This is a genomic window from Psychromonas sp. SA13A (assembly GCF_011378715.1).
Taxonomy (GTDB): Bacteria; Pseudomonadota; Gammaproteobacteria; order Enterobacterales; family Psychromonadaceae; genus Psychromonas.
The window spans coordinates 79,607-91,766 of record NZ_WTKU01000001.1 but is presented as its reverse complement, the minus strand read 5'-3'; the positions used below and the strand labels follow the sequence as shown (position 1 = coordinate 91,766).

The 12,160-nt window shown below is 38.0% G+C and carries 11 protein-coding genes; 5 read left to right on the top strand and 6 right to left on the bottom strand.

Annotated features, from left to right (window positions below):
* Positions 1-107: 107 nt before the first annotated feature.
* Positions 108-992 carry a 50S ribosomal protein L11 methyltransferase gene (gene prmA / locus GQR44_RS00455; RefSeq protein ID WP_166368139.1) on the bottom strand — a complete coding sequence of 295 codons (885 nt, stop codon included), beginning with the start codon at positions 990-992 and terminating at the stop codon, positions 108-110.
* A gap of 294 nt (positions 993-1,286) precedes the next feature.
* On the opposite strand from prmA, the gene GQR44_RS00450 reads away from it, so the two are divergent.
* Entirely contained in the window at positions 1,287-1,925 is a 639-nt protein-coding gene (locus GQR44_RS00450; RefSeq protein WP_166368137.1) for a response regulator transcription factor, read from the top strand.
* A gap of 61 nt (positions 1,926-1,986) precedes the next feature.
* Here GQR44_RS00450 and GQR44_RS00445 read toward each other — a convergent pair whose 3' ends face one another.
* The 3 genes from GQR44_RS00445 to acs form a co-directional block, all read right to left on the bottom strand.
* Positions 1,987-3,654 carry a hybrid sensor histidine kinase/response regulator gene (locus tag GQR44_RS00445; protein WP_166368135.1) on the bottom strand — a complete coding sequence of 556 codons (1,668 nt, stop codon included), beginning with the start codon at positions 3,652-3,654 and terminating at the stop codon, positions 1,987-1,989.
* Between the two features lie 389 nt (positions 3,655-4,043).
* Positions 4,044-4,481, bottom strand: a complete 438-nt coding sequence (aroQ, locus tag GQR44_RS00440; protein ID WP_166368133.1) for a type II 3-dehydroquinate dehydratase — start codon at positions 4,479-4,481, stop codon at positions 4,044-4,046.
* Between the two features lie 127 nt (positions 4,482-4,608).
* Positions 4,609-6,558: an acetate--CoA ligase gene (gene acs / locus GQR44_RS00435; RefSeq protein WP_166368131.1), complete on the bottom strand. Its 1,950-nt coding sequence runs from the start codon at positions 6,556-6,558 to the stop codon at positions 4,609-4,611.
* Between the two features lie 446 nt (positions 6,559-7,004).
* On the opposite strand from acs, the gene GQR44_RS00430 reads away from it, so the two are divergent.
* The 4 genes from GQR44_RS00430 to GQR44_RS00415 all read left to right on the top strand — a co-directional run bounded on the left by GQR44_RS00430 (position 7,005) and on the right by GQR44_RS00415 (position 10,514).
* Positions 7,005-8,435, top strand: coding sequence for a hypothetical protein (locus tag GQR44_RS00430; RefSeq protein ID WP_166368129.1), 1,431 nt, complete (start codon positions 7,005-7,007; stop codon positions 8,433-8,435).
* On the top strand, positions 8,435-9,157 hold the full coding sequence (locus GQR44_RS00425) for a prepilin-type N-terminal cleavage/methylation domain-containing protein (RefSeq protein WP_166368127.1): 723 nt from the start codon (positions 8,435-8,437) through the stop codon (positions 9,155-9,157). The genes GQR44_RS00430 and GQR44_RS00425 overlap by 1 nt, the downstream gene beginning before the upstream one ends.
* A 111-nt stretch (positions 9,158-9,268) precedes the next feature.
* The gene (locus GQR44_RS00420; RefSeq protein ID WP_166368125.1) at positions 9,269-9,769 is read left to right on the top strand and encodes a DinB family protein; all 501 of its coding nucleotides are present in this window, start codon (positions 9,269-9,271) and stop codon (positions 9,767-9,769) included.
* A 4-nt stretch (positions 9,770-9,773) separates the two neighbouring features.
* The gene (locus GQR44_RS00415; protein ID WP_166368123.1) at positions 9,774-10,514 is read left to right on the top strand and encodes an NRDE family protein; all 741 of its coding nucleotides are present in this window, start codon (positions 9,774-9,776) and stop codon (positions 10,512-10,514) included.
* Positions 10,515-10,892: 378 nt separating this feature from the next.
* On the opposite strand, the gene GQR44_RS00410 is transcribed toward GQR44_RS00415, so the two are convergent.
* Both GQR44_RS00410 and GQR44_RS00405 read right to left on the bottom strand, forming a co-directional pair.
* The gene (locus GQR44_RS00410) at positions 10,893-11,117 is read right to left on the bottom strand and encodes a SlyX family protein (RefSeq protein ID WP_166368121.1); all 225 of its coding nucleotides are present in this window, start codon (positions 11,115-11,117) and stop codon (positions 10,893-10,895) included.
* An 8-nt stretch (positions 11,118-11,125) separates the two neighbouring features.
* Positions 11,126-12,112 (bottom strand): hypothetical protein, encoded by a 987-nt coding sequence (locus tag GQR44_RS00405; protein ID WP_166368119.1) that lies wholly within the window; start codon positions 12,110-12,112, stop codon positions 11,126-11,128.
* Positions 12,113-12,160 lie beyond the last annotated feature (48 nt).

The following is a 12,160-nucleotide window of genomic DNA, read 5'->3' as shown; positions in this document are numbered from 1 at the left end:
TAGTCTACGCATTTTTTACTGCAGAATAAAGGTTAATAATTAAGCATTTTGAAATTATTTCGCTTGCAAATTGAGCAACACTTTGTTCTCAGTTATTTATAATCGCTTTAAGCGTGCTTAATTCCAGATAAACGCGCCCATTCATCTTTGATTTTTGCCTCATCCATAGCAAACCATTGGCCATAAACTTCAATCAATTCTTCAGCTTGTTGCTCTAAAATACCTGATAATGCTAAAGCACCATTAGCCTTCACTAAGCACTCAATACTGCTTGATAATTCACGTAACGGGCCCGCTAGAATATTTGCCACAACAACATCTGCCACAATACCTTCAGGGACGTCGTCTGGTAAATATAACTCAAGTTGTTCTGATACGTTGTTACGTTGTGCATTATCTCGGCTTGCAGTGATCGCTTGTGGGTCTATATCAATGCCTATGACGCGTTTTGCACCCAGTTTTAGTGCTGCGATAGCCAAAATGCCTGAGCCACAACCAAAATCGATAACCACCTTATCTTGCAGGTCCTGAGCATCTAACCAAGACAAACAGAGTGCAGTCGTTGGGTGAGTACCGGTGCCAAAAGCAAGGCCAGGGTCAAGCATTACATTAACCGCATTTTCATCGGGAACGGGCTTCCAACTTGGGCAAATCCACAAGCGTTCACCAAATTGCATGGGATGAAAGTTATCCATCCATTCACGTACCCAGTCTTTATCTTCTAGTTGCTCAACTTTAAATGCAAAGTCTTCCGCAAGTAGGTTACTCTCTTTTAATAGAGCAATAACGGGTAGCATATCGGCATCAGCCTCATACAAACCAGTGACGTCGGTATCACCCCATAGGCGGGTTTCACCTGGCATTGGTTCAAAAATAGGGGTGTCTTGCGAATCAGTAAAGGTAGCCGATAGGGCGCCATTATCCATTAATAGTTCACCAATCTCTTCCGCATTTACATTGCTTGCGTTTAATTTAAGTTGGATCCAAGGCATGATTATCTCTTTTTTAGTTGAGTCAATAGATAGCGCGCAAGAATACAGGGAATTGATTAATTAATATAGCGTCGTAAAATACGGTTTGCTGATCCTTGTATGTTGAATGGAATGTGCGCGTAAGTTTAAAATTATTGTTTTATCATTGATTGTTATTCAATATTTGCTTACTTTAGTAGGATTTTTCTGATCTTTACAAATAACTTTCTGATCTTTAGTAATAATTTCAGACAGTTCATTGTAAAGTATCATCTTATTTTGAAAATAACAGTTTGTTACGAAAAGGGTATTTCGATGAACAAAATAGTGATTATTGATGATCACCAGTTATTTTTATATGGTCTAAAACTAACCTTAGAAAATGAAAATAATTTGGTGGCTACATTTGATAGCCCAATTGAGGCGCTAGTCGCAATAAAAGAAATTCAGCCAGATTTAATTCTGATGGATCTATATATGCCTGAAATGACTGGTTTGGCAATGATCGATGCATTAACAGAGGCGCAGATAGCTTCTCCTGTGCTTGTATTGTCAGCTAGCGAAGATTATCACGATGTGTATCAGGCTTTAAAACATGGTGCGGTAGGTTTTATTCCTAAGTGTTATTCTCCAGAAGCTATGTTAGCTGCCTTGAAAACCGTGCTTAGCGGTGAGTTGTTTGTGCCTGAAGAAGTCGCAATAAAGATTAATCAGATTGCACAAGTTGAGGCTGAAAATGAACAAAAATTACATTTATCTGATAGACAAATGCAAATTTTGAAGTTAATTCATGAAGGTAAAAAGAACCGAGAAATAGCTGATGTATTATGTATTTCTCAGGATACAGTAAAATTTCATCAAAAAAGGCTATATGCGACATTACAGGTATCAGGCAGTTCGAGTCGTATAAAAGCTGTTGAAAAAGCACTTGAGCTTGGTTTGTTTAAATCTTAACTTGGTTTATTTAAATATTAATCAGGCTTATTTAAATCTCAATCAGGCTTATTGATGCTTTTTATTTTAGTAATTGTTTTAATAAAAACCTTAAAGAAGCGGGTTTTACGGGTTTATTGAGTACTTTATAGTTTATCCCTTTGCCCGTTTCTTGCACTTCTTGTAGTTTTCCTGGATCAGCCTCACCCGTTAATAATACCGCCGGAATGGTATCTTGCTGACGAATCGCTTTAATAACATCAAGTCCTGTTTTTTGGTTTGGTAATCGATAATCTGAGATCACTAAATCGTAGCGATTACTCTTGTACTGTTGTAAACCTGCTTCAGCTGTACTTGCACTGTCGACAAGGTAACCCCAATTTTCAAGTAACATACTTAAAGCGCTTAAAATGCCTGGGTCATCATCAATTAATAATATTCTGTAACTAATCGAGTGACTAGCAAGTTGATTCAAATTAATCGATGTCGGCGCAGTAGCGACGGTTTCTAACGGTAATTGAAAGCAACTACCATTAGGCCCTGTGATTGCCACTATCTGTGTTTTACACAATGCAGCTTTACGTTGAGCGATTGCTAACCCTAACCCAATGCCTTTACTTTTATTATGTAACGGATTATCAGCTAGTGCTACTTCATCAAATAAATGTTCATAGATAGACGTTATGATCGGCTCACCTTGGTTCCATACCTGTAATAACGCATTACCCTTGTGAGCTCTAACCGATAATAATATTTTTGCTGCATTTTCTTGCTTACCATGAACAATCGCGTTACTAAGCAATGTCTCCACAATTTCAATTAATAATTGTTTGTCCATTTTTACGGTAATGTCAGGTACGCGACCAGTGATATTAATGTCTAATCCAGAAGCTTGACGTTGATATTTTTTGACTAAAGGTAATAGTGTAGAGGCGACATTAAATTCAGTCAGCGAGGGAGTGATTGCATTGCCATCTAAGCGTGCTAAATCTAATAAGCTAGATAACCAACGTTCCAGCTCCTCTGACGCTAATTTGATGTTATTTGCTAGCTGATAGTGAGGGGTATCATTAAGTTTATTTTCTAACAAGTGTCCATATAAAGATAAGCTACTTAGTGGTTGACGTATATCGTGAATTATACGGTTTAAATAACGAGCACTATGTTGACTAAGGATAGTGTCTTTTTCTGGTTTTATATCTGTTTCTTGTTTTGGTGATTTATTATTCCGCATCTGTGTATTCACAGTGAGATAGCACATAGTGATAAGAAAAGTGCTGTTAAATAGAAAGACTAAGGCATCACTTTCCCCCAATACACATGAAAATACATAACAAACTGTTAAAAATATATTGTTAAATATTAATAGTGGAATGCTGTAGGAAAACAAATAAGCATAAAATAGAGGCAGTAACAGCGTTAAATATAAGAAGCTATTTTGATAGGTTTGTTCTTGGAAATGACTATTAATAGCCACAAATAGAGTGATTAAAAGCGCACTGATTAGAATAATGTTTTGTGCTAATTTATCTTTTTTATAAATCAGACTGACGAGCGCCATTATGCATAATAATAAAATAGTTAATGGTATATAGAATGCAGTAGTAAATGTAGGGGATGAGTCAAAAACAGTATAGCTTTGTGCTATGCCGATTGAGAAAAAGAAAATGAATGATGCAATGATAACGATATTAAAAGTGCGAAATGATTGCCATCTAACATGATTTTTGGGTACTTTTATTGATTGCATCTGATTATTCATTTATTAGTATTAAGTGATTGCTTCATTGATCTTCCCATGCGCTGTAGTGATTCTATTTTGCATAATGGAAATGAATCAAGAAGTGTATTCAATGAAGTTTGTAAAAGATAGCTAAAAAATAAACGATAGATAAAAAAAAGCCTAACAAAGTTAGGCTCGCCTGCAATATGTCTTTTTATTACAAATTTAATAAAAAATCCATTTAAATGGCATTAAAGTGGGTGTACTACTATGCCTCAATTCCTTAAGACCCATATAGAATGCCTCAAGAGTGGGTATAAAGTAACTACCCGTTCGGGTAGTTTTGACATATTCTTGCACAATCTTGAATGAAAATTAGGCGAACAGCTGTGTTAATGAACAGAACCATTAATCGATTATTTTTCAGGTACAAATTTTTGCGCACTTTGTAAGGCAAATGAGTAACCTTGTGCACCCATGCCACAAATAACAGCACAAGCGACATCTGATAAATAAGAATGATGTCTAAATTTTTCACGTTTATGGATATTAGATAAATGTACTTCCACAAACGGAATCGCCACGCCTAATAGCGCATCACGAAGGGCGACGCTAGTATGTGTAAACGCAGCGGGATTGATAATAATAAAATCAATTTCTCCAGCGCTGTCGTGAATTTTCTCAATCAGTTCATATTCACGGTTGGATTGAAGGTGAGATAATTGAATATTTAAGTGAGTGGCTTCTGACTCAAGCGATTCAATAATATCTGTTAGGGTTTGGCTACCGTAAACTTCCGGTTCACGTTTCCCTAATAAGTTAAGGTTTGGTCCATTTAATACTAATACTTTCACTTGCTACTCCTTTTGAACAGAAGTCTCATAAAAAAACTCCTCGAGAACGGTTAGGTTATCGAGGAGTTTAGCGATAAAGCCAGCAATTGGCTATGTCGGATTTATTAAAATCAGTGGCCGTTAAAGCCTATCTAATTTCTTGATTTTCTTTAATCAACTTATCAACCACACTTGGGTCGGCTAAGGTTGATGTATCACCTAATTGATCACTTTCACCGGTTGCAATTTTACGTAATATACGACGCATAATTTTGCCTGAACGTGTTTTAGGTAAGCCTTCTGCCCAATGTAAAATATCAGGTGTAGCAATCGCACCAATCTCTTTACGTACCCATTGTTTCACTTCAGCGTAAAGCTCAGGAGAAGAGTATTCACCTGAGTTTAGCGTCACATAGGCATAAATACCTTGGCCCTTAATTTCATGAGGAACGCCTACAACAGCGGCTTCTGCAATCTTAGGGTGTGACACTAATGCGCTTTCTATTTCAGCGGTACCCATTCGGTGTCCTGAAACATTTAGTACGTCATCAACACGTCCTGTGATCCAGTAATATCCATCTTCATCGCGACGTGCACCATCACCAGTGAAGTACATGTTTTGGAAGGTTGAAAAATAGGTTTGTTCAAAGCGGTCATGGTTGCCATAAAGCGTACGCATTTGACCAGGCCAGCTATCTAGCATCACTAAGTTGCCTTCAATTGCACCTTCTAAAATATTACCTTCATTATCAACTAATGCGGGTTGCACACCAAAGAATGGACGCGTTGCAGAGCCTGGTTTGAGATCCGTAGCACCCGGCAGAGGAGTAATTAAGATACCACCGGTTTCTGTTTGCCACCATGTATCAACAATAGGACATTGCTTATTACCAATTTTATCGTAATACCATTGCCATGCTTCAGGGTTAATCGGCTCGCCTACGGACCCTAATATACGTAATGAGTTACGATGAGTCCCTTGTATTGCTTCGTCGCCTTTTGCCATCAATGCACGAATAGCAGTAGGTGCAGTGTACAATATCGTCACATTATGCTTATCAACCACTTCACTCATACGAGCTGGAGTGGGGTAGTTTGGTACACCTTCAAATAACAGCGTAGTCGCGCCATTCGCTAGGGGTCCATAAACTAAGTAACTATGACCAGTGATCCAACCTACATCGGCTGTACACCAGTAAATATCACCTTCTTGATAATCAAACACATATTTAAAGGTCATGGCTGCATACACTAAGTAACCACCGGTAGTATGTAATACACCTTTAGGTGTGCCAGTAGAGCCTGATGTGTATAGAATGAATAGTGGATCTTCCGCATTCATTGCTTCTGGTTGACAATCTGGTAGTTGTGATTGAGTGACCGTTGTCCAATCTAAATCTCGACCTTCAACCCAATTAACGTCACCGCCAGTGTTTTTAAACACAATGACATGTTCAACACAGTCAGTACCATCACGTGTTAATGCTTCGTCTACATTTGCTTTTAGTGGCACTGTACGTCCGCCGCGTCGACCTTCATCGGCAGTGATCACTAATTTTGAACTACTATCAACGATTCGACCTGCAATCGCATCAGGAGAGAAACCACCAAAAACAATAGAATGCACTGCACCTATTCGAGTACAGGCTAACATTGCTACTGCTGCTTCAGGCGTCATTGGCATGTATAAACAAACCACATCGCCTTTTTTAATGCCCTGTTCTTTTAAGGCATTAGCAAACTGACAAACTTGTGTATATAACTCTTGGTATGTGATTTTTGCATCTTGCTCAGGTGAATCCCCTTCCCATAGTAATGCAACTTGGTCAGCTTTCGTTCCTAAGTGGCGATCGATACAGTTAACAGAAACGTTTAATTCACCATCCTCAAACCATTTAATATTGACATTGCCTGGAGCGTAAGAACTGTTTTTGACCTTGGTATAGGGTTTTATCCAATCTAGAATTTTACCTTTTTCACCCCAAAATGCCTCTGGATCTTCGATAGATGCTTTGTATTCAGATAGATATTGGTCATTGGTTAGCAAGCTATTTGCCGCTAACTCAGGTGAAACTGGGTAAATAGTATTTCCGCTCATTGTTCGCTCCGTTATTACATAATAATCAATTGCTCATATTTTTATTTTTTAGGTATAGCTTAATAAATAACCACAGCATTCTAATCGAGAGGGAAAATAGTTATTGTGAGGAATGCCTATGTTGTTAAATAAATGTTATCTCTCATTAGGTTAGCGTCGTTTATGAGATCAACATCAAAAATAATAAGTGTTTTTTTGAGTGGTTGAGGAGGTTTTTTATTGTTTTTTTATTAACTTTTTTGACTTTTTATCTAAGCTCTAATAACTGACTAATTAATCAGGTACCCAGTATTAACCAAAATATGAGTATAAAAATGGCATTATTTAAAGGTTATTGGGTCATGAGCATACGGGTAACTTTTATTTAAAGATGGTTAGCCAAAAATGATCAGCCCGAATAAATGTATTGGTTAGTTTGCAATATTCAGTTAAATACTGGAGGTCAAATGAAAATCAAACAACAGGGTTTTGCTATTTTAATCACCGCAATTGTATTAAGCATTGCGGGAGTCGCCTATACAGCGAGCATGGCGTATTTACAGATCATCGATAATCAAGTGTTGGGTAACTATTATCGTAATAGTGAGGCTTTTGTAAATGCAGAGTCGGGCATTAATTTAACCTTAAGCAAGCTGAAAAATGTGTCAACTGCCACTAATATGCTTGATAACCTACCTTACATTTACACCGCTTCACTTAATGCTACGACTTCATATCAGGTCACTGTAACTCAACTAAGCAGCAATAAATTACTCATTATTTCCGTCGGACATTCACAAGATGGCACTGCATTAAAGCAAGTTTCGGTGCAAGTTTATTACGATATCGCGTTTAATATTCCCACTGCACCTCTTTCTAGTAATGGAAAATTACAAATTAATGCGGCGGATTCAATCAATGATGGCTGTGAAGGTTTAACTGTCGCTGAATGCCGTTCTCCGGGGAGTATTGCGCCACAAATTACGCTTAGCCAGCCAAGCTTTACATTACCTAGCACTGTGCTTGCTCAGGAAAATAACGATCAACCAGTACCTGATTTTTGTTTGGATGATTCATTACAGGCCGATAACATAGACCTTAGTGCTATTTATGGATCGCTGTTGGATCAAGATGGGCTGTCTCGTTTTAAACAAATTAACCTCAACCAGTGGGGCAGTGCAGCTTCTGCATCCGGCTCTGTTTTTGATCAAGTACAACCGATTGAAGATATGAATAGCGCCACTTCACTATTTGAAAATACGTTTGGTATCACCTGGCAAGATGCAAAAGGCGAATTAACAAGCTCATCACAAGTGGCGCATATTGATATGGGAAACCTAAATAACGGCAGTTGTTCTGAACAACTGCAGAATATGGATGACCTCATTGATATTATTTATATCACTGGAGATTGTGATATTAAGCAACAACATACATCGACAAATAGCGCGGGTAATAAACACTTTACTATTGGCTCAGCAGATGACCCTAAATTGATTTTCATGGAAGGAGGTTCTTTTACTGCCTTGCCTAATACACACAGTGCGGTGATCGGTTTATTGTATTTATTGCCGGCCTCTGAAGAGGTTATCGATGAAAACGGTAATCTTGTTTATATTGATGGCATTAAACAAACTGCGCAAGACATGAGTATTGATTTAGCGGGTATTCAAGTAAATGGCGCTTTATTAAGTGAATACAGTTGCTCGGTGAGTAGCGCTGTAAGCAATAATTTTAACAGCGATAACTTTAACAACAACTTCAACAACAATAATAGCCTGCCACCTTTATCAATCCGTTACGATAAAAATGTACTCAATCAACTTTATAAACAATTAGGGATGACAGACGCCACAAGCAATTATCAATTAGTGGCAGGAACATGGAGAGATTTCTAATGACCAATAATAAAAACAAACCTCAAAATAGAGGCTTTTCATTAATTGAAATTTTAATTGCTCTGATAGTGGTTAGCTTAACGACGGTTAACATCACAGGCTTACAAAAGAAAGTCACAGATCAACAGCGTGACAATATCGCACGTACAGCGATGATGTCATTAGTAACGGGGAAAATGGAACAGGTATTGAGTATTACAGATATTAATCAGTTATCTGATTTGCATGATGTGTCTGAAACTAATATAGACATTGCCAATACTAAGTTCTCAATATCGTGGGCGATTGCAGATGTTGTAGCGGGTTTTGATCATGGTGGCGATTTTAAACAAGTGATGATGGATGTTTCATGGCTTAATGCTCAGGGAGAAGTAGAAGACTTTACCCATGCTCAGCAAGTTAATTTAACGTTGCTGACATCAGAAACAAATAATGCTTCATCAACCAACCCATACGCACCGACGATTGCCTCATCGATAGGGCTAAATGAATTTATTTATTTTCAGCCAAAGCTTGAATATCAACAAGGATCGTTTGTTATTCATGATAGCTATTTATACCAAGCCTCTGCTGACTACGCGATGGATCTGGAACATCCTCATTTGGTCACTGACCCTGACACCGGGATCACTAGCGCAAGTGAAGGTTGGATAGGTTTTGGAGTCATTGATGATCCCTCATTAGCCAGCCACGATGATTTAGCCGTGTTATTTACGGATTAATAACGATGTTATGATTTTGTGATAAGTAAGCTTCGTTGATATGTTATTCTTGAACTATTAAAGAGCACAGCACTCTAATCGACATCATTTACATGAAGGAATGTTTGGCCAATGATTGAAAGCCAATTGATTATATTACAACAAGCTAAAACGTATTTAACGTCTGTTTCTGAACAGCAATATACACAAATTATTTCGCCTTACTTTATGAGTTCTGCGGGTGCACACATGCGCCACATTCTAGATCACTATTATGCGATTATTAATGGCTTGTCAGAAGGACTAATTGATTACGATAAACGCAGTCGTGGTGGCATTATTGAAAGTTGTCCGAAAGCCGCACTGCAGTCGATACAAGAGATCTCTGATTTTTTAAACGCATTAACAGCGCAACAATTGCAACAAACTATTAAGTTATCAACTGAAATTTCAGTAACAGATAAGCAAGTTGCAATAGTGGATACAAGTCTTGCCCGTGAGATTATCTTTACTGGTAGTCACGCAGTGCACCACCTAGCAACGATTAAGCACATTGCACAAGCTCAGGAAATAGAAGTAGAAGGTAGTTTAGGTATTGCACCTGCAACGGCCACTTTTTTACGCGCAGGTTAATATAATGTGTACATTAACGTATCGTTTAAATGATCAAGGTTATCAGCTTTTTTTTAATCGAGATGAGCAGATAACACGCCCCCAAGCTATTGCTCCTAGTATTGATACAAGTTTAAATGCCGCTTATCCCATTGACCCAACCGGTGGTGGCACTTGGATTGCAGTACATCAAAGTGGTGTGAGCCTTGCATTATTAAACTATTACCAAGCGCAAATCGACCCAAGCCTTAAGAGCTTCGTAAGTCGTGGCGTTATTATTCCGCAATTACTAAAACACGCCGACAGTATTCATCAACAATTATTGAATATGGACTTAAGTGTTTATCAAGCCTTTCAATTATGTGTTTTTCATTCAAACTTATCCGCACAAACTGACAGCTCAGAACAAGCATTTCAATATATTTGGGATGGACAGCAATTGACATTCTCAGCTTTATCAACAGCAGACTCATTGCCCATCACCTCATCAGGTGTCGATTATGAAACCGTGTCAGCCTATCGTCGTGCACAATTTCAATTGCAAATAGATACTCAAAAATCCAGTGAAAATGATTACTTTGATTATCACCAACATCAAGGGCAATCAGGAAAGTGTTCTGTGAAAATGTATCGAGAGGATGCTAAAACAGTGAGCTTTACGCAGATTTCTGTTAATCAATCACTACCATTAGGCGAGAAAGTAAAGGTTGAATATTTGGATTATTTAAATGATCCATCTGCACTAGCGAAATCAATTACTCTATAGGGAGAGTAATTAACTCGCTAATTATATACCCGTTACCATTCAAGATGCAAAGTTCAGCAAGTTGTGAGGTGAGTAGCTTCTAGGCAGAAAGTTGAAGATCTAACTAGTTCAATCAATACTTTCTAACAACGAAGATGCTTGCCTCACAACTTGCCCTGTGGGTCGTTAGCTCGAAAAGCAATTCAGCGTTGCAACATTCGATAAGGACTAGCCATTGTCATCATGTTACGCCTTGCCTTGCTGTCCAAGCTAACGACTGAATAAAGCATCTCGATTGATAACGGGTATATAGTGCATTTTATCATCTGTTAGCGGCAGATTTGTTTTTGTTAACAGCTAATGATTTATTGTTAATCATTAGCTGTTCGTTCTTTGCTTTTAGTAATGAGGCGGGCGCATCTCTTCTTTTTCAGAAGCTAATTGATTCGGCTCACTCTCTTTTAACTTAATAGCTAACAAAGCCACTTGTTCAATCAACTGCTGTGTACGGCGTTGTTGTTCAAAAATCTCTTTATTTAATGTGTCTATATTATCTTCTTGAAAAGCCGCTTTCATTTCCAATTGTTCAATACGTTGTTCTAATTCTACTTGTTTGCTATCCATTGTGTCTCTTATAAAGGCGCTAGGGGCCAAATTTCTAATAATCCAGCAGAGCTTTCAGTCACAATTGCTGAATCACTCCATAATGTCGCTGAGTATACTACAGCTGTTTTAGGACGTGTTTCTTTTCTTGGGGTCACCGTCCAATCTTGTTTTGCTAAACCTGTTTTGGTATCCCATAACACTACTTTCTTGGTGCCATTACCGGTCAACAAATAATTGCCATCTTTGATGAATCGTACCGAGGAGAAAATAGATTGTCGAGCCCTATAAATGAGTGTGCTTTTTAATTTCCCTGTTTGTAAATCCCATATTTGAGAGGCCTTTTGGTTATCTGCTATAAAAGCAAAACGACCATTTTTTTCTAACCTAACCATGCTAATACGTTGTGTAAATTCAAATTTCTGTATTACCTGCGCGCTATCGGTATCCCATAAAAAAGCTTGATGATCGTTACCACCAGATAACACATAACGGCCATTACTGGACATGTCGATGCTGTTTATTTTTTCACGGTGTAATGGCGCTTCTAAACGGCGTCCAGTGCGTAGATTAATATGAACTAACTTACCATTAACCTGTCCATAAACAACGAATTGGCCATTTTCAGACAATTGGATATCTCTGATTGGTGAATCAGAAACTTGATAAAATCCCAGTGATTTACCTGTTTTTGTATCCCATAATGCAAATTCGTCACGGCTGGCAGATAATGCAACACTGTTATTTGATGATAAACGCACAATAAAAACATCGTTGTTTTGTCCCTGGTGATGATACCAGTTGAAAAGCAGTTTATTATGCCGATTATCCCATAAACTGATGCCATGGTGGATCGACGATGTCAGTGAATAATCTCCATTTTGAGAGAGTTCAGCTGCAAAGGCACCTTGCACAGCATGTTCATATTGCTGAGTCGGTTGCGAATATTGTTCACAAGCCGTTAAAAACAAGCAGCTTGTGAGTAAAATAGTTTTTAAAGTATTAGCTAATGGCATGATTAAATTGTCTTTGTTGATAAACAGCTTTAAGGTTAGTATAAGTAA